Source organism: Mycolicibacter nonchromogenicus (assembly GCF_002101775.1).
GTDB classification, from domain to species: Bacteria; Actinomycetota; Actinomycetes; order Mycobacteriales; family Mycobacteriaceae; genus Mycobacterium; species Mycobacterium nonchromogenicum.
On record NZ_LQPI01000033.1, the window covers coordinates 21,387 to 42,476 of the forward strand.

Annotated in this window: 22 protein-coding genes and 1 pseudogene; 9 read left to right on the top strand and 14 right to left on the bottom strand. The window is 68.3% G+C overall.

Features of this window, described 5'->3' with window-relative positions; translation table 11 throughout:
• Nucleotides 1-3: 3 nt before the first annotated feature.
• Nucleotides 4-1,338 carry a sensor histidine kinase gene (locus AWC18_RS06415; protein ID WP_064998641.1) on the top strand — a complete coding sequence of 445 codons (1,335 nt, stop codon included), beginning with the start codon at nucleotides 4-6 and terminating at the stop codon, nucleotides 1,336-1,338.
• An 18-nt stretch (nucleotides 1,339-1,356) separates the two neighbouring features.
• On the opposite strand, the gene arfA is transcribed toward AWC18_RS06415, so the two are convergent.
• From arfA to pdxH, 5 genes are all read right to left on the bottom strand, one after another.
• The gene (gene arfA, locus AWC18_RS06420) at nucleotides 1,357-1,863 is read right to left on the bottom strand and encodes a channel-forming protein ArfA/OmpATb (protein ID WP_064998623.1); all 507 of its coding nucleotides are present in this window, start codon (nucleotides 1,861-1,863) and stop codon (nucleotides 1,357-1,359) included.
• Entirely contained in the window at nucleotides 1,864-2,232 is a 369-nt protein-coding gene (locus AWC18_RS06425; protein ID WP_064998624.1) for an FKBP-type peptidyl-prolyl cis-trans isomerase, read from the bottom strand.
• Nucleotides 2,233-2,236: 4 nt separating this feature from the next.
• Entirely contained in the window at nucleotides 2,237-3,535 is a 1,299-nt protein-coding gene (locus tag AWC18_RS06430) for a citrate synthase (protein WP_064998625.1), read from the bottom strand.
• Nucleotides 3,536-3,644: 109 nt separating this feature from the next.
• Nucleotides 3,645-4,928, bottom strand: a complete 1,284-nt coding sequence (locus AWC18_RS06435) for an MFS transporter (protein ID WP_085138137.1) — start codon at nucleotides 4,926-4,928, stop codon at nucleotides 3,645-3,647.
• A 16-nt stretch (nucleotides 4,929-4,944) separates the two neighbouring features.
• Entirely contained in the window at nucleotides 4,945-5,604 is a 660-nt protein-coding gene (gene pdxH, locus AWC18_RS06440; protein WP_272937686.1) for a pyridoxamine 5'-phosphate oxidase, read from the bottom strand.
• Between the two features lie 85 nt (nucleotides 5,605-5,689).
• Between pdxH and AWC18_RS06445 the strand changes: the two genes are divergently transcribed.
• The gene (locus AWC18_RS06445; protein WP_064998626.1) at nucleotides 5,690-6,805 is read left to right on the top strand and encodes a citrate synthase 2; all 1,116 of its coding nucleotides are present in this window, start codon (nucleotides 5,690-5,692) and stop codon (nucleotides 6,803-6,805) included.
• 109 nt (nucleotides 6,806-6,914) lie between these two features.
• Here AWC18_RS06445 and AWC18_RS06450 read toward each other — a convergent pair whose 3' ends face one another.
• Nucleotides 6,915-8,606: an FAD-dependent oxidoreductase gene (locus AWC18_RS06450; protein WP_085138138.1), complete on the bottom strand. Its 1,692-nt coding sequence runs from the start codon at nucleotides 8,604-8,606 to the stop codon at nucleotides 6,915-6,917.
• Nucleotides 8,607-8,621: 15 nt separating this feature from the next.
• Nucleotides 8,622-9,659, bottom strand: a complete 1,038-nt coding sequence (locus AWC18_RS06455; RefSeq protein WP_085138260.1) for an AurF N-oxygenase family protein — start codon at nucleotides 9,657-9,659, stop codon at nucleotides 8,622-8,624.
• 186 nt (nucleotides 9,660-9,845) lie between these two features.
• On the opposite strand from AWC18_RS06455, the gene serC reads away from it, so the two are divergent.
• Nucleotides 9,846-10,964: a phosphoserine transaminase gene (gene serC, locus AWC18_RS06460; RefSeq protein WP_085138139.1), complete on the top strand. Its 1,119-nt coding sequence runs from the start codon at nucleotides 9,846-9,848 to the stop codon at nucleotides 10,962-10,964.
• A gap of 126 nt (nucleotides 10,965-11,090) precedes the next feature.
• A complete protein-coding gene (sepH, locus tag AWC18_RS06465) occupies nucleotides 11,091-11,867 on the top strand; it encodes a septation protein SepH (protein WP_064998629.1) in 777 nt (258 codons plus the stop codon).
• Here sepH and AWC18_RS06470 read toward each other — a convergent pair.
• Nucleotides 11,858-12,133, bottom strand: coding sequence for a DUF2537 domain-containing protein (locus AWC18_RS06470; protein WP_064998630.1), 276 nt, complete (start codon nucleotides 12,131-12,133; stop codon nucleotides 11,858-11,860). The genes sepH and AWC18_RS06470 overlap by 10 nt on opposite strands.
• Nucleotides 12,130-12,963 (bottom strand): TrmH family RNA methyltransferase, encoded by an 834-nt coding sequence (locus AWC18_RS06475; RefSeq protein WP_085138140.1) that lies wholly within the window; start codon nucleotides 12,961-12,963, stop codon nucleotides 12,130-12,132. The genes AWC18_RS06470 and AWC18_RS06475 overlap by 4 nt, the downstream gene beginning before the upstream one ends.
• 39 nt (nucleotides 12,964-13,002) lie before the next feature.
• On the opposite strand from AWC18_RS06475, the gene AWC18_RS06480 reads away from it, so the two are divergent.
• The 3 genes from AWC18_RS06480 to AWC18_RS06490 are packed head-to-tail and all read left to right on the top strand — an operon-like array spanning nucleotide 13,003 to nucleotide 14,455.
• A complete protein-coding gene (locus tag AWC18_RS06480) occupies nucleotides 13,003-13,272 on the top strand; it encodes a DUF2530 domain-containing protein (protein WP_085138141.1) in 270 nt (89 codons plus the stop codon).
• A 31-nt stretch (nucleotides 13,273-13,303) separates the two neighbouring features.
• Nucleotides 13,304-13,762: an SRPBCC family protein gene (locus AWC18_RS06485; RefSeq protein ID WP_085138142.1), complete on the top strand. Its 459-nt coding sequence runs from the start codon at nucleotides 13,304-13,306 to the stop codon at nucleotides 13,760-13,762.
• Nucleotides 13,763-13,819: 57 nt separating this feature from the next.
• Nucleotides 13,820-14,455, top strand: coding sequence for a hypothetical protein (locus AWC18_RS06490; protein WP_133054984.1), 636 nt, complete (start codon nucleotides 13,820-13,822; stop codon nucleotides 14,453-14,455).
• 381 nt (nucleotides 14,456-14,836) lie between these two features.
• Here AWC18_RS06490 and AWC18_RS06495 read toward each other — a convergent pair.
• A pseudogene (locus AWC18_RS06495) lies at nucleotides 14,837-15,578 on the bottom strand (DUF3027 domain-containing protein); the annotation flags it as partial.
• Nucleotides 15,579-15,802: 224 nt separating this feature from the next.
• On the opposite strand from AWC18_RS06495, the gene AWC18_RS06500 reads away from it, so the two are divergent.
• Nucleotides 15,803-17,389, top strand: a complete 1,587-nt coding sequence (locus tag AWC18_RS06500) for an MFS transporter (protein ID WP_109560007.1) — start codon at nucleotides 15,803-15,805, stop codon at nucleotides 17,387-17,389.
• 7 nt (nucleotides 17,390-17,396) lie between these two features.
• Complete coding sequence (locus AWC18_RS06505; RefSeq protein ID WP_085138261.1) at nucleotides 17,397-17,912, top strand: DUF2771 domain-containing protein; 516 nt, start codon at nucleotides 17,397-17,399, stop codon at nucleotides 17,910-17,912.
• Here AWC18_RS06505 and AWC18_RS06510 read toward each other — a convergent pair.
• The 4 genes from AWC18_RS06510 to AWC18_RS06525 all read right to left on the bottom strand — a co-directional run bounded on the left by AWC18_RS06510 (nucleotide 17,909) and on the right by AWC18_RS06525 (nucleotide 20,881).
• A complete protein-coding gene (locus tag AWC18_RS06510; protein WP_085138146.1) occupies nucleotides 17,909-18,916 on the bottom strand; it encodes a glutathione S-transferase family protein in 1,008 nt (335 codons plus the stop codon). The genes AWC18_RS06505 and AWC18_RS06510 overlap by 4 nt on opposite strands.
• Before the next feature lie 58 nt (nucleotides 18,917-18,974).
• Nucleotides 18,975-19,628, bottom strand: a complete 654-nt coding sequence (locus tag AWC18_RS06515) for a sterol desaturase family protein (protein ID WP_064998740.1) — start codon at nucleotides 19,626-19,628, stop codon at nucleotides 18,975-18,977.
• The gene (locus tag AWC18_RS06520) at nucleotides 19,628-20,347 is read right to left on the bottom strand and encodes a FadR/GntR family transcriptional regulator (protein ID WP_085138147.1); all 720 of its coding nucleotides are present in this window, start codon (nucleotides 20,345-20,347) and stop codon (nucleotides 19,628-19,630) included. Before AWC18_RS06520 ends, AWC18_RS06515 begins: the two co-directional genes overlap by 1 nt.
• 120 nt (nucleotides 20,348-20,467) lie before the next feature.
• Nucleotides 20,468-20,881 (bottom strand): cold-shock protein, encoded by a 414-nt coding sequence (locus tag AWC18_RS06525; RefSeq protein ID WP_064998738.1) that lies wholly within the window; start codon nucleotides 20,879-20,881, stop codon nucleotides 20,468-20,470.
• Nucleotides 20,882-21,090: the final 209 nt, after the last annotated feature.

The following is a 21,090-nucleotide window of genomic DNA, read 5'->3' on the forward strand; positions in this document are numbered from 1 at the left end:
GTCATGAAGCTGTTGCGGCGCGTGTTCGCCCGAACACCGTCGCTGCGGACCCGGGTGATGCTGGCGACGGCGATCGGCACCGCGATCGTGACGGTCATCATCGGCGCCATCGTGTGGGTCGGTATCACCAACGACCGCAAGTATTGGCTGGACCGCCGCCTCGACGAGGCGGCCGGTCTGACCGTCCCGCTGATCGGCCTGGGTGAACTGCCCCGGTCTGCCGGCGGCACCGACGCGGTGATCACGCTGCGGCGGGCCAACGAAGTGACGTCGAACTCCGCGGTGGTGCTGCCGGAGCTGCCGCCGGGTTACGCCGACACCGAGATCGACGGCGTGCGCTACCGGGTTCGCACCGTCGACATTCCCGGACCGGGCCCGCGGACACTGGCCGTCGGCGCCACCTACGACGCCACCCTTGCCGACACCAACAACCTGCACCGACGGGTGATCCTGCTCTGCACAGCCGCGATCGGGGCGGCCGCGCTGCTGGGCTGGCTGCTGACCGCCTTCGCGGTCCGGCCGCTGCGACGGCTGGCACAGCAGGCGCGATCGATCGACGCCGGCGATGAGCGGCCCGACATCGAAGTGCGCGGCGCCACCGAGGCGGTGGAGATCGCCGAGGCGATGCGCGGCATGCTGCAGCGGATCTGGACCGAGCAGGACCGGACCAAAGAGGCGCTGGCCTCCGCCCGCGACTTCGCCGCGGTGTCCTCCCACGAGCTGCGGACCCCGCTGACCGCGATGCGCACCAACCTCGAGGTGCTGACCACCCTGGACCTGCCCGACGACCAGCGCAAGGAGGTTCTGCACGACGTGGTGCGGACCCAGACGCGCATCGAGGCGACCTTGTCGGCCCTGGAGCGACTGGCGCAGGGCGAGTTGTCGACCTCCGACGACCACGTTCCGGTCGACATCACCGATCTGCTCGACCGGGCGGCGCATGACGCCATGCGGGTCTTCCCCGACCTGAATGTCTCGCTGGTGCCGTCACCGACCTGCATCATCGTCGGGCTGCCGGCCGGATTGCGGCTGGCCGTGGACAACGCGATCGCCAACGCGGTCAAGCACGGTGGCGCAACCGAGGTGCAGTTGTCGGCGGTCACCTCGCGCGACGGGGTGGAGATCGCCATCGACGACAACGGCGGCGGGGTGCCAGAGGAAGAGCGTCGCGTGGTCTTCGAGCGGTTCTCCCGCGGGTCGACAGCCTCGCATTCGGGCTCCGGCCTGGGACTGGCCCTGGTGGCGCAACAAGCCGAACTTCACGGCGGCACAGCGTCTTTGGAGGAAAGCCCGTTGGGCGGGGCACGCCTGATGCTGCGGCTGCCACCGCCGCGCTGACCGAACCTGCGTCGGCGATCAGTCGTTCTCGGAGGGCTTTTCCCCGCGCTGCGAACCGGTTGCCAGGTCATTGACGATGTGGGCCCGCGTCCAGGCGTCTTCGGCCGCGGACTGCACCGCGTCCCCCTCATCGGCCTTCGCCGCGGTCCCGCGCAGGGTCACCGTGTCGCCGGTGATCTCCACGCTGAAATCGCCGATGCCCGCAGCCGCCTCGAATACCGGTGCGGCACCGGTGAAGTCGATGTTCGCCGCGGTGGGCGTCACCCGGAGCAGGTCGACGACGGTCACGTCGTCGCTTGAGGCGATCACGGCGTCCAGCAGTTCTCGCTTGGCTGCCGGATCGGCGACGTCGCCGGTCAGGGTGAATTCACTGCCGCGCCGGATCACCGACACCGGTGCCGGCGCTGCCGGCGCGGCGGCGGGCTGCGCAGCAGCGCCGGGCCGGTGCGCACGTTCGGCCAGGCCGTAACCGATCCCGGCCAGCAGGACCGCTGCCAGCGCCGCTGTGATCAGCCGGGCACGCACTCAGCGGGTGCCGAGGAGGTCGATCACAAAGACCAGGGTCTTACCGGCCAGCGGGTGTCCGGTTCCGTCTGGTCCGTAGGCCAGCTCCGGCGGGATCACCAGCTGACGCCGGCCGCCCACCTTCATGCCCGGAATGCCGTCCTGCCAACCGGCGATGAGGCCGTCCAGCGGAAATTCCAGCGATTCGCCGCGATTCCAGGAGCTGTCGAACTCCGCGCCGGTGTCGTAGTCGACGCCGAGGTAGTGCACGTTGACGACCCCACCGGGGACGGCCGCGGGGCCTTCCCCGACGACGATGTCCTCGATGACCAGGTCGGCGGGCGCCGGGCCGGTCGGAACGGTGATCTGCGGCTTGCCCGAATTCGTCATGGAGTTACCGGCCGCCGATGCCGACGTAGTCACGCTCGGTGTAGCCGGTGTAGATCTGGCGGGGACGGCCGATTTTGCTGTCGCCCTCGTCGTGCATCTCACGCCAGTGCGCGATCCACCCGGGCAGTCGGCCCAGCGCGAACAGCACCGTGAACATCTGGGCCGGGAAGCCGATCGCCCGGTAGATCAGGCCGGTGTAGAAGTCGACGTTCGGGTAGAGCTTGCGCTCGACGAAGTAGTCATCGGTCAGCGCGGCCTCTTCGAGGTCCTTGGCGATGTTGAGCAGTTCGTCGTCACCGCCGAGCTTGCCGAGGATCTTGTCGGCCTGCTCCTTGACGATGCGCGCCCGCGGGTCGTAGTTCTTGTAGACCCGGTGGCCGAAGCCCATCAGCTTCACGCCGTCTTCGCGGTTCTTGACCTTGCGAACGAAGTCGGTGACGTTGCCGTCCTGCTGGTCGCGGATCTGCTCGAGCATCTCCAGCACCGCCTGGTTGGCGCCACCGTGCAGCGGGCCCCACAACGCGTTGATGCCACCGGAGATCGAGGTGAACAGGTTGGCCCGCGAGGAGCCCACCAGCCGCACCGTCGACGTCGAGCAGTTCTGCTCGTGGTCGGCGTGCAGGATGAACAGCATGTCCAGGGCGCGGACCACCTCGGGGTCGGCTTCGTAGGGCTCGGCCGGCAGACCGAACGTCATCCGCAGGAAGTTCTCCACCAGGGTCAGCGAGTTGTCCGGGTACAGGAACGGCTGGCCGGCCGACTTCTTGTAGGCGTAGGCGGCGATGGTGGGCAGCTTGCCCAGCAGCCGGATGGTCGACAGCTCCACCTGGTCGTTGTCCGACGGGTCCAGCGAGTCCTGGTAGTAGGCGCTCAACGCGTTGACCACGCTGGAGAGCACCGGCATCGGGTGGGCGTTGCGCGGGAAACCGTCGAAGAACCGCTTCAGGTCCTCGTGCAGCATGGTGTGCCGCTGGATCCGGCCGGTGAACGCGGCCAGCTGGTCAGACGTGGGCAGTTCGCCGTAGATCAGCAGGTAGCTGACCTCGATGAAGGTCGACTTCTCGGCCAGCTGCTCAATCGGGTAGCCGCGGTAGCGCAGGATGCCCGCGTCCCCGTCGATGTAGGTGATGGCGCTCTTGACCGGCGAGGTGTTGGCGTAGCCGTTGTCGAACGTGGTGTAGCCGGTCTTGGCGAGCAGCGAACCGATGGCGAGAGCGTCGGACCCCTCGGTCGCCTCAACGATCGGCAGTTCTAGCTCGCCGCCCGGATACCGGAGAGTGGCGGTGTCATCAGTTGCGGCCACGGAGTACCCCTTTGCGCTTCAGGCTGACCAGATTGGGCGTGTACTAGGAAAAGGTAGTCGGTTCCTGGCCGACGCGCCCGCCCGGGGGCGAGGTAGCTTCCAATCTGCGCTACGGTGGCGGCCCTCGGTGTACCTCGCCGGGCCGCCGATAACGCAGGAATGCGGGCGCCGCCAGGGCCGCGATCACCACGCCCACCACCACCAGCGCCCCGCCGCCGGCCGACGCCGCGGCCGTCCCGACCACCGCGCCGGCGGCGCCGTGCACGGCATCGGCGAGCCGCGGGCCACCCGCGACGATCACGGTGAACACCCCCTGCAGCCGCCCGCGGATCTCGTCGGAAGCGGCCTGTTGCAGCATCGTTGAGCGGAACGCCGCCGACACCATGTCCGCGGCCCCACCGACCGCCAGGAACAGCAGCGCCACCCACAGCGCACGGCCCGCGTGCCCTCCCCCGTGTCCGACCGCGAGCCCGAAGCCGATCATGGCCACTCCCCAGACCACGATCGCGGCCACGACCGCCAGGCCTTGACGGGTGATCCGCGGCAGCCATCCCGAGAAGACCCCGCCGAGCACCGCTCCAGCCGACATGGCCGCCGCCAGCAGCGCCATGGTGGTGCCGCCCTCGATCGGACCGCCGAAGTCCGCGCTGGCGATCTGCGGGAACAGCGCCCGCGGCATCCCGAGGATCATCGCGATCAGGTCCACGACGAACGACATCAGCACCACGGTGTTGCCGGCCAGGTAACGGAACCCGTCCAGCACCGCCGCGATCCCGAAGCTGGATGGTCCGGCCGATTCGAGCGGTGGCATGGGCACCAGTCGGACCGTTGCCCAGATCGGGAAGATGCAGGTCGCCGCGTCGATCAGGTACAGGGTGGACAGATCCACCCAGCCGAGCAGCAGCCCGGCCAACAGCGGCCCGACGATCGCCCCGAACTGCATGACGGTCATGTTCAGCGAATTGGCGGCGGGCAGATCCCTGCCTGCCACCAGTCGCGGGATCGCCGCGGATCGAGTCGGGGCGTTGACCGCGTAGAACCCCTGCTGCACGCCCAGCAGTACGAGCACTACCCAGACGTTGTCGACGCCGGCCGCGGCCTGGATCCAGAGCAGCAGTGAGGCCACCGCCAGCCCGCAGGAGGCGATGATCAGCAGCTTGCGGCGGTCCATGGCGTCGGCCCATGCCCCGCCGAGCAGACCGAAGACCACCAGCGGCACGAGCGCGAACAGGCCCGCCAGTCCGACGTAGGCCGAACTTCGGGTCAGCGCGTAGATCTGCACCGGCACCGCGAAGATGGTCAGGTTCGCCCCGATGACGGTGGGAATGCCGGCCATCCACAGCCGCCGAAAGTCGGGGCTGCGCAACGGTGTGGTGTCGGCGAAAATACTCACCGCGGCGGTACCGGACTCACGGCTGGAGTCGCTCCACCCGCCCGCCGATCACCCGAATCCGGTTGTGCAACCGGCCTTCCCGGCCCTGCCAGAACTCCACCACTTCCGGGGCGATCCGGTACCCACGCCAGTTCGGCGGTGCCGGGATCGTCTCGGCGTCGGCGAATTGCGCTGTCACCGCCTCCAATTGCTGCAGCAGTGCGGCGCGCGACGCGATCGGCTGCGACTGCTGCGATGCGCAGAAGCCCAACTGGGATGCCCGCGGCCGATGCGCCCAGTACTCGGCGCTGACCGACTCGTCGAGCTGGGTGACCGGTCCACGAATGTGGACTTGGCGGCCCAGCTGGTACCAGGGAAATGTCGCCGATGCGTAGGGGGTCGCGGCCAGCTCGGCCGCCTTGGCGGAGTCGGAGTCGGTGAAAAACGTCACACCGTGCTCGTCGAGGTTCTTGCACAACACCGAGCGGCTGACCGGGCGGCCGGCGTCGACGGTCGCCAGCACCATGGCGTTGGGTTCGGCGATCCCTGCGCGCTCGGCGTCGCCGATCCAGTTGCGCAGCAAAACCTCCCAGCCTGCCTCGAGCCAGTCCGCGTCGAGGTCGCCGCTGTTGTCCTTCTCCTGGTATTCCACTCGCATCGCCGCCAAGTGCTCGTTGTCGGGGCCCGTCCTGTGCACCGCCCAACGCTACGCCCCGCCGCAGACCAGCTGTCGTTACCGGCCGGTAGCCATCGCCGGGCGCCGAGGTGGAAGAATCCCAGGCATGACTGCTGCGGTCCCGGAGAACTTTGTCCCCGGTTTGGAAGGCACGGTTGCCTTCACCACTGAAATCGCTGAACCGGACAAGGACGGCGGCGCGCTGCGCTACCGCGGTGTCGACATCGAGGACCTGGCCGGCCGGGTCGGCTTCGGCGATGTGTGGGCCCTGCTGGTCGACGGAGACTTCAGCCGTCCGCTGGCGCCCGCCGAACCGCTGGAGGTGCCGATTCGCACCGGCGACGTCCGGGTCGACGCCCAGGCCGGGGTGGCGATGCTTGCGCCGCAGTGGGGCTTTGGTCCGTTGCTCGACACCGACGACGCCACCGCCCGCGATCAGTTGGCCCGCGCGTCGGTGATGGTGCTGTCCTTCGTCGCGCAGTCGGCTCGGGGCGAAGAGCCTGCGGTGTCGCAGCAGACGATCGACGGCTGCTCCACCATCACCGAGCGGTTCATGACCCGCTGGCGTGGCGAGCCGGACCCGCGGCACACCGAGGCGATCGACGCCTACTGGGTGTCGGCGGCCGAACACGGCATGAACGCTTCGACCTTCACCGCCCGGGTGATCGCCTCCACCGGCGCCGACGTCGGCGCAGCGTTGTCCGGTGCGATCGGCGCGATGAGCGGCCCGCTGCACGGCGGCGCCCCGGCGCGGGTGATCCCGATGATCGCCGAGGCCGAACGCACCGGTGACGCACGCGCGGTGGTCAAGGGCATCCTGGACCGGCGCGAGAAGCTGATGGGCTTCGGGCACCGGGTGTACCGGGCCGAGGACCCGCGCGCCCGGGTGCTGCGGGCCACCGCCAAGCGACTGGCGGCGCCGCGTTTCGAGGTGGCCGCGGCGTTGGAGCAGGCGGCGCTGGCCGAGCTGCGGGAACGTCGCCCCGACCGGGCAATCGAGACCAACGTGGAGTTCTGGGCGGCGGTGATCCTGGACTTCGCCGAGGTGCCCCCGGCGATGATGCCGGCGATGTTCACCTGTGGCCGCACCGCGGGCTGGTGCGCCCACATCATGGAGCAGAAGCGACTGGGCAAGCTGGTGCGCCCGTCGGCGATCTACGTCGGGCCTCCGCCGCGCAGCGCGGAATCCGTTGCGGGCTGGGAACACGTCACCACGGCCTGACCCGCTGGGTCAGCCCGGCGCCACTGCGCCGAACGTGTAATCAGGGCGAGACTCTGCGCGGCGAATTTCTGGTCTGATTGCAGGCTCGGCGCGAGTGTGCGACTGAAACTCAGTGCCGCCGCAATGCGGCGAGCAGGTTCTGCAACAGCGGCAGATCCGCGTGATCCTTGACCACCTCGAGCATGTCGGGAACCCGGGTGAATTTCACCCGCGGCCGGTCCTGCGCTTCGCCGCGGACGATCTCGGCCTTGTCGATGGCCTTCCAGCCGGCGGCGTCGATGACGTCGGGCTGACGCTCATGCACCAGCCGGGCGATTGCCCGGGGTCCAGCGATCGGCTCGGTCAGCAGGTCTGCGTTGTAGTCGGCGGCCAGCGTCTGGATCGTCTTGAGCGAGTCCGCCTTGTTGGAGCCGATAAACCCATTGGTACCGCGCTTGATCCAGCCAGAGACGTAGGCTCCCGGGATTCGCTCGCCGGTCGCCGGGTCGATCACGCGGCCGCCCTCGTTCGGGACGACGCCGGCGGCCTCGTCGAACGGCAGGTCGGCGATGGGCGTGCCGTGGTAGCCGATCGATGACAGCACCATTCCCGCCTCGATGCGCTGCACCTCGTCTGTTCCGGTGACGGTGAACTCCACTGCGCTGCACCGGCCATCACCGAGAACCCGCGCCGGGGTCAACTCGAAGGCGAATCGAATCCGGGGGCGAGTGATCGGCGCCGAGGCATCGCCCAGCTTGCTCAATACCTCCAGCTTCTGCCGAGTCAAAGTGTCGTGAACCTTCGTCAGGTCCTCGCGCACCCGAGCATGATCCTGCGCGTCGAGGACCACCTCGGCGGTCTGGGTCAGCCCCACCAGTTCGGGCAGTGTGAACGCAGAAGCCGCCGGACCACGCCGGGCGACGATCACCACTTCCGATACCGCCGAGTCGCGCAGCGCCGCCAGCGCGTAATCGGCGATGTCGGTGCGGGCCAGCCGGTCCGGATCGGCGGTGAGAATGCGTGCCACGTCGAGGGCGACGTTGCCGTTGCCCACGATCACCACCCGGCCGCAGCTGAGATCGACCGGCACATCTGCGAACTCGGGATGACCGTTGTACCAGCCGACGATCTCGGTCGCCGTGCCCGTTCCGGGCAGACCCATCCCGTCGATCTCGAGCCGCTTGTCGTGCAGCGCGCCTGAGGCGTAGAGCACGGCGTGGTGGTGTTGCAGCAGGTCAGTGTGGCTCAGATGCTTGCCGACCTCGACGTTGAGGAAGAACTGGAAACCGCGGCGCTGCGAGATCTCGTCGAACAACCGGGTGGCCAGTTTGGTGCGCTGGTGATCCGGTGCCACGCCGGCACGGACCAATCCGTAAGGGGTGGGAAGCTTCTCGAACATGTTCACCAGCACGCCCTGCTGGGTCAGCAGTTCGTCGGCCGCGTACATGGCCGCCGGCCCGGAACCGACGATCGCCACGGTCAGCGGATATTTGCCGCGCTGGTGCAGCTCGGCGGCCGGCAGGATGGGCGCCAGCTTGGAGGTCGGCGGCAGCTTCACCCCAGCAGGTCGTTCCGGGTAGAACGACCGGTTGATCTCCACGAACGGCAACTGCTCGGTCATCACCTTGGTGTGCGGGACGATCGCGTCGACCGGGCACGCGCGCACGCAGGCCCCGCAGTCCACACACGCATCGGGGTCGATGTAGAGCATCTCCGACGTGGCGAATTCGGGCTCGTCCGGTGTGGGGTGAATGCAGTTGACCGGGCAGGCGAACACACACGACGCGTCGTTACAACACGCCTGGGTAATTACGTGCGGCATGACCTGAGGGTGCCGCTACGCGACCGACGCCACGGGCGTGAGGTGCGCGCGCTGCGGCTGGCTGCGGAACCGGGACGGCTCGCCGTGGATCCGGCAGATCCGCCACATCAGCTTGGCGACCGGGTTCATCAGGCCCGTGTCGTGGCAGAGCATCCGGACGTCGCCGAACATGTCCTGCAACATCTGTCGAGCTTCCGCCGACCGGAAGAAGATGTCCTTGCGGACCTCACGCGGGATGTTGAACTCGGTCCAGAACGCCTTGGGCGGCACCACGATCGCCGAACACAGCACGCGCATCACGATCGGCACGTACAGCGACAGCCAGAACCGCTTGCGACGAGGCAGATTCGGAATGCGCTTCTGCAGGTACTCGTGCGCGAACGAGATGTGTCGCGCCTCCTCGGCCACGTGGATGGCCATCACCCGTTCCATGATCGGGTGCAGGGTCTTGCCCTCGCGCAGGATGGCCTTCTGGATGTGGTCGATCGGCTCCTCGCCGGCCAGGATGCCGAACCAGAACGGGATCGGCAGCGGCCCGGCAACCAGCGGGATGGTCGGCTGAATCCATTTGAGCAGCCGCGGCATGCCGGGCACGTCAGCGCCGATGTGGTTCACCATCTCCTGGAACATCATGGTGTGGTTGCACTCCTCTACCGCCTCGTGCAGGCAGTAGCGGTATTCGGGTGAGCCGTTGGGCACCCAGAACGCGTATTCCATCAGGCCGCGGATCAGGATCGACTCGAAGTGCAACCCGACCTTGGCGACGTTGGCCTGGCGCCACATCCCGATCTTGATCTGAACGTCCTGCGGCTGGGACTGGTACCACCAGTGCCGGCCGATCGGGTCGGTGCCCGGCAGGATCCAGCGCGGGTCGTTTTCGGTGACCTTGAACTCGGGGCTGTCCCAGTCGATGTCGGTGTACGGATTGAAGTTCCGTCGGACCGACCCTTCCGACAAGGTGTTGAGCATCTCGACGTACTTCTTGTCGTCGGTCACGTCCATGTTGGCTCGCCACCGGCGCACAATACGGGTTCGAGCGGCTTTCTGAGCCATCGGAGACACCTCCACCTGTCGTTTACATTTACTAGGCTTATGTATAACGGTACCGCAGGTACTGGGTACCCGTCCAGGCTGCGAATTAACACTGTGGGCGTGACAGGTGTCGAGTACGTTCGGTGATTTAGATCACACTAAACCTGCCCTGCGAGGTCGTGTCGTCCGCTGTCTACGCTAGAGGCCATGGCTGAGCAGCTCACGATCCCGGACTCCATCAAACCCGCCGACGGACGGTTTGGCTGCGGCCCGTCGAAGGTCCGCCCGGAACAGTTGAATGCGCTGGTCACCACCGCCGCGCCGCTGTTCGGCACCTCACATCGGCAGGCACCGGTCAAGGATCTGGTCGGCCGGGTCCGCAGCGGGCTGCGCGAACTGTTCTCGGTGCCCGACGACTACGAGGTGGTGCTGGGCAACGGCGGCTCCACCGCATTCTGGGATGCCGCCGCATTCGGCCTGGTCGACAAGCGCTCGCTGCACCTGACCTACGGCGAGTTCAGCGCGAAGTTCGCCTCGGCGGTGGCCAAGAACCCCTTCGTCGGCGACCCGATCATCATCAAGGCCGACGCGGGCAGCGCCCCCGAGCCGGTGTCCGATCCGTCGGTCGACGTGATCGCCTGGGCACACAACGAGACCTCGACCGGCGTGGCGGTGCCGGTGCGCCGGCCCAGCGGCTCCGAGAACGCCCTGATCGTGATCGACGCGACGTCGGGAGCCGGCGGCCTACCGGTCGACATCACCGAGGTCGATGCCTACTACTTCGCACCGCAGAAGAACTTCGCCTCCGACGGCGGGCTGTGGCTGTCCATCATGAGCCCCGCCGCGCTGGCCCGCATCGAGGCGATCGCCGCGTCCGGCCGCTGGGTGCCGGAGTTCCTGTCGCTGCCGATCGCGGTGGACAACAGCACCAAGAACCAGACCTACAACACCCCGGCGATCGCCACCCTGGTGCTGCTGGCCGAGCAGCTGGACTGGCTGCTGGGCAACGGCGGGTTGGACTGGGCGGTCAAGCGCACCGCGGACTCGTCCCAGCGGCTGTACTCCTGGGCCGAGGAGCGCTCGTTCACCACCCCGTTCGTCGCCGACCCGGCCCTGCGCTCGCAGGTGGTCGGCACCATCGACTTCGTCGACGAGGTGGATGCGGCGGCGGTGGCCAAGGTGCTGCGGGCCAACGGCATCGTCGACACCGAGCCCTACCGCAAGCTGGGCCGCAACCAGCTGCGGGTCGCGATGTTCCCGGCGGTGGAGCCCGACGACGTCAGCGCCCTGACCCAGTGCGTGGACTGGGTGGTCGAACGCCTCTGAGCGCAACCTCCGAGCTGAAGCGGACCACGCCGTAATCGGATCGTTATAACCCCCGCGTGTCACGGCGGGCGGGGCCATTCACTGGACTAGAGTCCGCACGTAACCGGGCGTTCGCGAGGAGAAGTCATGCGGGAACTGAGGGCCATCGGCCTCGACGTTGACGGCAAGCACATCATCTGCGAAAGCGCCGGAGACGGCGAAGAGCACACCGAGATGTTCCGGGTCCGCATCGACGACCGGCTGCGCGGTGCGGTCCGCGGCGAGGGTCACCGAGTCGGTCAGAGCTCGGCGGATGCGGGCAGCAGCATGCTGCGCCCCAAAGACATCCAGGCACGCATCCGCGCTGGAGCATCGGTGGAACAGGTGGCCGCCGCGGCCGGTGTGGACGTCGCCCGCGTGGAGCGCTTCGCCCACCCGGTGCTGCTGGAGCGGTCCCGCGCCGCAGAGCTCGCGACCGCTGCCCACCCGGTGTTGTCCGACGGCCCAGCGGTCCAGACGCTGCTCGACGTCGTCACCTCCGCACTGGTGTCGCGGGGCCTGAACTCCGACAGCACCAGCTGGGACGCGTGGCGCAATGACGACGGACGCTGGACGGTGCAGCTGGGCTGGAAGGCCGGCCGTTCGGACAACGTCGCACACTTCTGGTTCACCCCGGGGGCGCACGGCGGGACGGTGACCGCGGTCGACGACGCGGCCAAGGAGTTGATCGACCCCGGTTTCGGTCGTCCGCTGCGGCCGGTTGCTGCGGTGGCCGAGTTGGACTTCGAAGCTCCGGCTGCCCCCGCGGTGGTCGAAGAGGAGCCGGTGCAGCAGCGCGCGGGCACCCGCGCCCGCCGCAGCAAGCCCGAAGTCCCGGGGTGGGAGGACGTCCTGCTCGGGGTCCGCTCGACCGGTCAGCGCTGAGCAGCCAGCGCCAGCAGCACCAGCCACCCGCCTGCCACGCCGATTCCGGCCCCCAGGGCCAGCCATCGCAGCACCGGAGTGCGACGCCAGCCCCACACCGTCGGCGCCAGGCCGCCCACCGCAATCAGATTGAGCACCACCGCCACTGCCGGATGCACGCGCAGCAGGCCCAGGCTCAACACCGCGATCGCGGTTCCGGTCACCGCCGCGACGAACCCCGCCACCGTCAGACCCGTCCCCCACGGCGTACTCGGGGTGGACGTCATTCCGGCAGCCTAATGCGCTCGTAGAAGGCCAGCGCGGCTGCGGTGGCGACGTTGAGGGAATCGGTTCCCCGCGACATCGGAATGCGGACCCGCATGTCGCTGGCGCGCATCGCCCGCTCTGAGAGGCCCGGTCCCTCCGCACCGACCAGCACCGCCACCGGCTCATCGCGCAGCTTCGTCATCGCGCTCGACAACTGCTCGGCCCGCGGGTCCGGAGTCATCGCCAGCAGACGGAAGCCCTGCTCCCGCAGCATCGTCAGATCCCCGGGCCAGTCCGTCGAACGCGCGAAGGGCACCAGCAGGGCGTGCCCCATCGAGACCCGCACCGAGCGCCGGTAGAGCGGGTCGGCGCAGCCGCTGCCGAACACCACCGCATCCACGCCCAACCCGGCACCGTTGCGAAAGATCGAGCCCAGATTCTCGTGGTCGTTGACGCCCTCGAGCACCGCGATCGTCCGGGCCCGGGCGACCAGGTCAGCCACCGACGGCTCGGGCACCCGCGAGGCGGCGGCCAGCACACCACGGTTGAGGTGAAATCCCACCACCTCGGCCATCACCTCGGCGGACACCCGGTAGTACGGGACGGCCGGCGCATCCGGTGCGGTCAGGTCGGGAGTCAACTCTGTCAGCCGGCGGTCGGTGCCCAGCAGCGCCCGCGGGGTGAACCGCGATGCCAGCATCCGCTGCACCACCAGCACCCCTTCGGCGATCACCAGCCCCTTGCCGGTGGGCAGGTCCGGGCGACGATCGATGCTGTTCAGATCGCGGAAGTCATCCAGCCGGGAATCGCCGGGGTCATCGATATCGACTACGTCGACGAGCCTGGCCACTGCGGGAACTTTACCGGCGAGGCGCTAACGTCAACGGCGATGACCCCTCAGCCCGCCCCGGAGCCCGCCCCCGAGCCACCACCGCTGCCGACCGCGCTTCTGCGGGTCTGGCCGGTGATCGGCGCCGGGGTCACCGGTTTCTGCGTGGCGACCATCGCCGCCTTCACGGTGCCGGCACTGGAGGGATGGCGTCCGGTGAGCGTTGCGGGGCTCGGTGTCGGGATGGTGGGCACCACAATCTTTCTGGTGCAACGCGGGGCGGCACGACGCGGTGCGCGCGGAGCCCAAACCGGGCTGGAACACGAATAGAGTCAGATCCGACGATTCGAGGAGGAATGCCATGGCAGCCCCGCTGTTGACGGCACAGGTCGACATCAATGCACCGGTGGCCAAGGTCTGGGCGCTGATCTCCGACTTCCGAAAGATGCCCGAGTGGAGCCCGCAGTGCCGGTGGATGAAGCCGCTCGGTGCCGTGCGCCAGGGAACCCGCACGATCAACTTCAACCGGCGCGGCCGAATGTTCTGGCCCACCACCTCGGTCATCACCGAGTACGTCCCGGAGCGCAAGCTGGCCTTCCGCGTCGCCGAGAACCGCAGTGTGTGGACCTATGAACTCGAGCCGACTGCCACCGGCACGCGGGTGACCGAGAGCCGGCGCGTCGACAACGGCCAGACCACCGCCGTCTCGGCGTTCTTGGTGGACAAGTTCATGGGCGGGACACCCACCTTCGAACACGAACTGGTCGAGGGTATGAACGCGTCGCTGAGCAAGATCAAGGCCGCCGCAGAGAACGCGTGACGGCGCTGCGGGGGCGGAGTAGCGTGCCCTGATACGGCGGGATATTGGGAGGGATCCATGGAAACCGTGAAATCCGTAGTGCGAATGCCCAGCGTCGCCTTCGCAGCGACCGCTCTGGTGGCCGCCGGCCTGACTCCGCTGGCGGCGCCGCCCGAGATCAGCACGCGCGCCGTGGCTGCGGTGTCGAACGAGGTGGCGCTGACCGCCAACGCGGTCGTCGACAGCTATGAGACCCTCGCCGGGCTCGCGCCGTTCGACATCTCCGGCATCGCAGAGGAACTCAACGCCGCAGACGCTGTCGACCTGTCCGAATTGCTGCCCGGTTCGGTCGACCTGTCCGACGTCCTGCCCGGCACGGTCGACCTGTCGGATGTCCTACCCGGCGCTGCCAGCGCGTTCGACGTGCCCGGCGCCGCCGAGGCCTTCGACATCATCGGCCTGATCAACGCGGAAGTGGCGGCCGCCGTAGGGCTGTTCAACCGCTTCATCAGCCTGCCGTTCACGTTGTACAACGACTTCTCGAACGTGGTGACCAGCCTGCTCAACCTCGACTTCGGGATGGCCTTCAGTCAGGCGGTCACCATCCCGTTGGACGTCGTCAACTACGTGCTCGGCCTACCGGGAGCGGTGGTCAACACCGTCTTCAACATGCTCTTGGTGATCCCAGGCGAGTACCTGTTCAACTTCGGCTAGGCGTTTACAGGTCGCCGGATTCCCCTGGGGCATCCGCGATGTCGGCGGGCGCTTCGACGACGGCCTCTGCTGCCTCGGTCTCGGTTTCGGCAGGTTCCTGTGGCGCTGCCGTTTCGGCGACAGGCTCGGTCGGCGCTTCGACGACGGAATTCTCCACCGGCTCGGCCTGGGCTTCCGTGATGGCCACCGGCTCAGCCTCGGCCACCTCTTGCGCCGCGTCGGTCAGCCCGTCAGCCGGCTCGCTCACGTCTTCAGCCGCGCCGATCGCGTCTTCAGCCGCGTCGGGCGCCGCGTCGGACGCTTCGGCCACCTCGTCAACCGTCTCGGTCACCTCGTCAGCCGGCGCGGCGGCGGGAAGCGCGGTGACATCGACGATCTCCACCACACCGTCGTCGAAGGGCTCGTAGGCCGGCGACCCGGTTCCTGCCGGCGCGGGCGTGTCACTGTGCGCGCCGCAGCCGTATCGGTTGTCGACCACGTGTCCGTCAGCGGACATTTCATTGGCGCAGACGCCGAAGACCGTGCCCAGCTCACCGGCGAGCGGCAGATAGAAGCCACAATCACGGCAGATCCGTTTGGTGGATCGTGCCATCGCCGAATCCGGACCGTGCTCGCCGTCGTGCCAGCGCTGCGCGGCCGCGGCGCGGCCCACCGGGCTCATCAGCCAGCGTCGGCCCAGACCGATCTCGCCGGCCACTTCGTCGAGCTGCGGGTCGCCGCTCGAGGTGTAGCCGGGAACCAGTCGCGGATCGCCTGCGGGCGGGGCCAGCAGATCGCCCGGACCCAGGTCGCCGGGCCGCACCCGCTGATCCCAGGGCACCCACTCCGGAGCCAGCAGGGCCGTAGGCCCGGGGACCAGCACAACCTCGCTGACGGTGGGCTCTGCGGCGCCCGGAATCGCCGCGACCACGACAGCCCACTGCCAGCCCCCATAACCGGGCAGCACCGCAGCGAACCGGTGCGTGGCGGCGGTCGGGTCTTCGTAGTCGACCCCCAGGTGCTCGCCGACGGTGTCGGCGCCGCTGAACTCGGCAATAGCCGAGCGAGCGCGCTCGACGGCCTCGGCCAGCACCGTGGGCACGGCGATGGTCGCGGTGGCTGATTCTGCGCTGGGTCCGGTCACGCGGGTCCCTTCCGTTCAACTGACGTCACTCATACTGCCGCAGCCCGGCTCCATCAGCCACATGCAGGCACGATCGCGCCTACGCGGTCGGGCGGCAGACATAGGGAAGAATCGCGGATGTGTCTGCACGGCGTCGCGATCTCCCCGAACCGGGTCGGCGCAGCCGTCCGTCTTCGGTCTCCGGCCGAGGTGCGCGCAACGGCTCGGCCGATCAGCATCCCGGCATGGCCAACTACCCCAGCAGTAACGCCGGTGGCCAGCGGCCGCGCAAGCCCATGCCCAGCGCCAATCGCTACCTACCACCGCTACGTGAAAACACCGGCACGTCACGCCGCCCCGAGCCATCGGGCGGTTCCGGGGACAACGATCGCGTCACAGTCACCCGGGCTGCGGCGGCGCGCAGTCGCGAAATGGGCTCGCGGATGTATGGGCTGGTGCAACGGGCCGCCACCGCCGACGGCGCCGACAAGTCCGGGCTGACCGCACTGACCTGGCCGGTGGTGGCGAACTTCGCGGTAGACGCGGCGATGGCCGTCGCGCTCGCCAACACCTTGTTCTTCGCGGCGGCCGCCGGCGAGAGCAAGGGCCGGGTGGCGCTGTATCTGTTGGTGACCATCGCACCGTTCGCGGTGGTCGCACCGCTGATCGGTCCCGCCCTGGACCGCGTCCAGCACGGCCGGCGCGCAGCATTGGCCATGTCGTTCTCGTTGCGGACCCTGCTGGCCCTGGTGCTGATCGCCAACTACGACGGTGTCGCGGGCACCTTCGGCTCCTGGGTGCTCTACCCGTGTGCGTTGGCGATGATGGCGCTGTCGAAGTCGTTCACGGTGTTGCGCAGCGCGGTGACGCCACGGGTGATGCCGCCGTCGATCGATCTGGTGCGGGTCAATTCCCGGCTGACCATGTTCGGTCTGCTCGGCGGCACGATCGTCGGCGGTGGTGTCGCCGCGGCAGCCGAGTACATCTTCACCCGCCTGCTCCAGCTGCCCGGGGCCCTGTTGGTTCTCGTGGCGGTCTCGATCGCCGGGGCGGTCCTGTCGATGCGGATCCCGCGATGGGTGGAGGTGACCGCCGGCGAGGTCCCGGCCACGTTGAGCTACCGCTTCGACGAGCGGCCCCGAAGTTGGCCCGAGCAGGTCCGGCGGGCCGGCGGGGCGCTGAGCCAACCGCTGCGGCAACCGCTGGGCCGCAACATCATCGCCGCGCTGTGGGGCAATTGCACCATCAAGGCCATGGTCGGGTTCTTGTTCTTGTACCCGGCGTTCGTGGCCAAGCAGCACAATGCCACCGGCTGGGTGCAGCTGGGCATCCTGGGACTGATCGGTGCAGCCGCCGGGGCAGGAAATTTCGCCGGCAACTTCACCAGCGCCCGACTGCAACTGGGCCGCCCCGCGGTGCTGGTGGTGCGCTGCACCATGGCGGTGACCGCGGTCGCGGTGGCGGCAGCGGTGGCCGGCACGTTGGTGATGGCCGCGATCGCCGCACTGGTGACGTCGGGGGCCAGTGCGATCTCCAAGGCCTCGCTGGATGCCGCACTGCAGGACGACCTGCCGGAGGAGTCGCGGGCGTCGGCGTTCGGCCGCACCGAGTCCACCCTGCAACTGGCCTGGGTGTTGGGCGGCGCGCTGGGCGTGCTGGTATACACCGATCTGTGGGTGGGCTTCACCGCGATCAGCGCGCTGCTGATCCCGGGTCTGGCCCAGACCATCCTGTCGTTTCACGGTGACTCGTTGATTCCCGGCCTGGGGGGCAACCGGCCGGTGCTGATCGAGCAGGACGGTTCCCGCCTCGATCCGGCAAGACAGGGGTGATGTGGCAGTGAAACGCTCGACGGCGGTGCTGGTGGCGGTGCTGACGGCGGTGACCGCCGTACTCGCCGGATTCGGCACCTGGTGGTTCACCCGGGCCGAGGAGCCGCTGCCGCCGCAGATCAGCGCGTACTCCAACGGCCAGCTGGCCCGCACCGGACCGTACCTGTACTGCAGCGTCCTCGACCTGGGCGAATGCCTGCTGACCGAAGACCGCGGCACGTTGGCGGTCGACTCACGGCACCCGGTGCAACTGGCGGTGGACAACCGCATCGGCCGCGCGCCGTGGCAGCTGCTGCGGCTCTACGACGACCCCGCCGACTCCACCGGCCAGATATATCCGCCGGGCAGCACCCTGGCGGTCACCGTCCCCACCGTCGATCCCCAGCGCGGTCCGCTGCGCGGGCTGGTGGTGCAGCTGCTCACCCTGGTCGTCGACGCCGGTACCGGCGAGCCGTTCGCGGTGCCGCACGCCGAGTGGGCGGTGGGCATGCGCTGGAAGCCGCATCCGGCGACGGTCGGCTAGGGCTGAGCCCCGTGGCCGGGTGGTACCTGCTCGCCGTCAGGCACCGGTCCCGGCGGAGTTCCATCGCCGAACGGCCTGCCGCCCAATGCTTCTCGTCCATGCGGTGACAGCCAGTTCGTCAGATCCGGCCCATCGGGGACGATCTGCGACGGGTTGATGTCGGCGTGCACCACGTAGTAGTGCTGTTTGATCTGGACGAAGTCGATGGTGTCTCCGAACCCGGGCGTCTGGAACAGATCCCGGGCGTAGGCCCACAGCACCGGCATCTCCGACAGCTTCTGCCGATTGCACTTGAAGTGGCCGTGATAGACCGGGTCGAACCTCGCCAATGTGGTGAAGAGTCGCACGTCGGCCTCGGTGATGGTGTCCCCCACCAGGTATCGCTGGTCGGCGAGCCGGGCGCTGACCCAGTCCAGCGCGGTGAACAGCCGGCCGTAGGCGGCGTCGTAGGCCTCCTGGGTGCCGGCGAAGCCGCACCGGTAGACCCCGTTGTTGATCTCGGTGTAGATCCGCTTGCTCACCTCGTCAATCTCGTCACGCAGCGGTTCGGGATACAACTGCGGAGCCCCGTCGCGGTGGTAGGTGGTCCACTCGGTGGAGAAGTCCAGGGTCATCTGGGCGAAGTCGTTGGTCACCACCGCGCCGGTGGGCACGTCGACCAGCGCCGGAACGGTGATCCCCAACGGATAGTCCGGAATGCGCTTGAAGTAGGCGTCTTGTAGTCGTGGGATCTGCAGCACGGGGTCGACGCCACCGGGATCCAGATCGAAGGTCCAGCTGCGCTGATCGTGGGTGGGTCCGCAAAAGCCAATGGAGATAACCTTTTCCAGACCCAGCAGCCGCCGCACGATTATGGTGCGATTGGCCCACGGGCAGGCCCGCGCGACCACCAGCCGGTACCGGCCCGGTTCGACGGGATACCCATCACGGCCGTCGGCGGTGATCCGGGTGGAGATGTAGTTGGTGTCGCGCGTGAAATCGCCGCCGGCGAGGTAGCTGGCCATGAGATCCAGGGTGCCACGGTTCGAACTCTGCGGGCCGGTTTCACGGCGCCGCGGCTGGTCAGCCGGTCGGTGTCGCTGCGTGCAGGTTTCGCACCGTCGGCGAAGATTCCACCGTGCGCGGATCGGGGTAGGTGCCGAGCAGACGGTCGGCGGTCCCGGAGCTGGTCACGGTGAACCAGTAGTGCTCGTTCTTGAAGTGGTGGTACCGGTGGTTGCGCCACACTGCGCGGTAGATCGCATGGCGGGGCTTGTAATCCGTGTGGACCAGGTAGTGAATCCATTCGTAGAACACCAGGAATGTCGCGATGGTGAGGACGAACGTCAGACCTTTCCCGGTGTTGGGGAAGGCGAGCAAGGCCAAGGGCGTCAGGCCCACGATGATCACGATCAGGCTGGGCCACGGAATGAAGATCAGTGGAATGTCGCGCGGGTCGCGGTGATGCCGACGGTGGTCACGCGCCAGGCGCGAGTCGATCTTCACGCCGGCCACAGTGCGCGGACGCCAATGCAGGATTCCGGTGTGAATCAGCCATTCACCCAGGGGTGAAATACCTACGAGGGCAACCGCAATGATCGCATCGCCGATCGACCATCCGCCCACCGCCAGGCGTGCTGCCCACAGTGCGCCCGCCCACGCGACGAGCATCCAGGGGCTGGGGTGCCGAATGAACTCGGCGAAGGCCTGGGGCAAGGTCAGCTGCTTGCGGGTCATCACGGCCCCTCCAACTGGTTGGCCAGCGCGGTGAATGCGGCACTGCCCAGTTCAAGCATCGCCGTGGCGGCCATCCGAGCGGCGTCCGCGTCGCCGGCGGCGATGGCATCGGCGAGCACTCGATAGTGCTCGATATCGGTGACCTCGGCGGCCATCACGTTGACGAGTACGTCGAGTGCGGGGACGTAGGCCTGACGCAGCGTGTTGAACAGCAGCCGGAACGCGATGGATTCCGCGCTGTCCACGATCAGCTCCCAGAAGCCCAGCGCACGCCACATCCGTTGCACCGGGTCTGACTCGGTCGCCAACTCGTCCACCATGCCGCGCAGCCGGGCGCGAGCGTCGTCGGTGGCCCGGCCCGCCGCCAGCGCGGCCACCTGGGCGCCGATGATGGCGCGAGCCTCGATGACGCTGGCCAAGGTGGCGCGGTCGACGTCGCCGCCGTGCACGAGCAACAGCGGCAACACGTCGAACCCGGCTTCGGCACGGAAGTCACGGACCACCGTGGAGCCGCCCTGACGGACCTGGATGAGGCGCGCCCGATCCAGCCGGCCGAGCGCCTCGCGCACCGCGGGCCGCGATACCCCGAGCGCCTCGGACAGGGTTCGCTCACTGGGCAGGGTGTCACCGGGCGTCCGGTCACCGGAGAGCACCTGGGCGGCGAGCTGGGCGAAGATCTCGTCGGGGATCGACTGCCGCGTGATCGGCTGGAGCGTCATGCCACGTAGTCTAGCACCAAAATTGGCCAGAGGTCTGGTGGTCAGACCAGTTGCTGGAAACGCCGCTCATCGGCGCCGTTGATCGGGTTAGTCAGTGACTGCTCGGCAGGCCGGCCGGCCTCAGGCGTCGAGCTCGCGCGCCACGGCCTTGACCACCTCGGAGATCTGCCGAGCGGTCTTGCGGTCCGGGTAGCGCCCCTTGCGCAACTCCGGCTGCACCGTGCCTTCCAGCAGGGTGATCATGTCCTCGACCATGCCGTGCAGCTCGTCGGGGGTGTGCCGGTGCTCGACAGCCGGCGCCGCCTCTCGGCGGGTCCGCGACAGGCTCGGCGGCGGGTCGATCAGCTTCACCGTCAGCGCCTGGGGTCCGCGGCGCCCGGCGGCCACGCCGAACTCGACCCGCTGGCCCGCCTTGAGACCCTCCACACCGGCCGGCAGGGCCGAGGCGCGGACGTAGACGTCCTCGCCCTCTTCCTGGGACAGGAAGCCGAAACCCTTCGCGGCGTCGTACCACTTCACCTTGCCGGTCGGCACTGGTCTCACCTGCTTGTCTTGCTGATCACGTACTTGTGGACATAAAGGAAGCGTCCCGCCTGCGCAGGACGCGTCAGTAGCTGATCTTACTAGGACAGCGACCCGCAAAACACCCAGGTTTCCTCGCAGGTTTCCTCGGTAGGCTGATGACGCCGCTGGAGGAGATAAGGACCGGACAACGACGTCGCTGCGACCGCTCCCCGGCCGAC

Coding starts and splice junctions, on each gene's coding strand:
- AWC18_RS06415 (WP_064998641.1), top strand. CDS start 4: ATGAAGCTGTTGCGGCGCGTGTTCGCCCGAACACCGTCGCTGCGGACC.
- AWC18_RS06425 (WP_064998624.1), bottom strand. CDS start 2,232: ATGACGAATTCGGGCAAGCCGCAGATCACCGTTCCGACCGGCCCGGCG.
- AWC18_RS06445 (WP_064998626.1), top strand. CDS start 5,690: ATGACTGCTGCGGTCCCGGAGAACTTTGTCCCCGGTTTGGAAGGCACG.
- AWC18_RS06450 (WP_085138138.1), bottom strand. CDS start 8,606: ATGCCGCACGTAATTACCCAGGCGTGTTGTAACGACGCGTCGTGTGTG.
- AWC18_RS06455 (WP_085138260.1), bottom strand. CDS start 9,659: ATGGCTCAGAAAGCCGCTCGAACCCGTATTGTGCGCCGGTGGCGAGCC.
- serC (WP_085138139.1), top strand. CDS start 9,846: ATGGCTGAGCAGCTCACGATCCCGGACTCCATCAAACCCGCCGACGGA.
- sepH (WP_064998629.1), top strand. CDS start 11,091: ATGCGGGAACTGAGGGCCATCGGCCTCGACGTTGACGGCAAGCACATC.
- AWC18_RS06470 (WP_064998630.1), bottom strand. CDS start 12,133: ATGACGTCCACCCCGAGTACGCCGTGGGGGACGGGTCTGACGGTGGCG.
- AWC18_RS06480 (WP_085138141.1), top strand. CDS start 13,003: ATGACCCCTCAGCCCGCCCCGGAGCCCGCCCCCGAGCCACCACCGCTG.
- AWC18_RS06485 (WP_085138142.1), top strand. CDS start 13,304: ATGGCAGCCCCGCTGTTGACGGCACAGGTCGACATCAATGCACCGGTG.
- AWC18_RS06490 (WP_133054984.1), top strand. CDS start 13,820: ATGGAAACCGTGAAATCCGTAGTGCGAATGCCCAGCGTCGCCTTCGCA.
- AWC18_RS06500 (WP_109560007.1), top strand. CDS start 15,803: ATGGCCAACTACCCCAGCAGTAACGCCGGTGGCCAGCGGCCGCGCAAG.
- AWC18_RS06510 (WP_085138146.1), bottom strand. CDS start 18,916: ATGGCCAGCTACCTCGCCGGCGGCGATTTCACGCGCGACACCAACTAC.
- AWC18_RS06515 (WP_064998740.1), bottom strand. CDS start 19,628: ATGACCCGCAAGCAGCTGACCTTGCCCCAGGCCTTCGCCGAGTTCATT.
- AWC18_RS06520 (WP_085138147.1), bottom strand. CDS start 20,347: ATGACGCTCCAGCCGATCACGCGGCAGTCGATCCCCGACGAGATCTTC.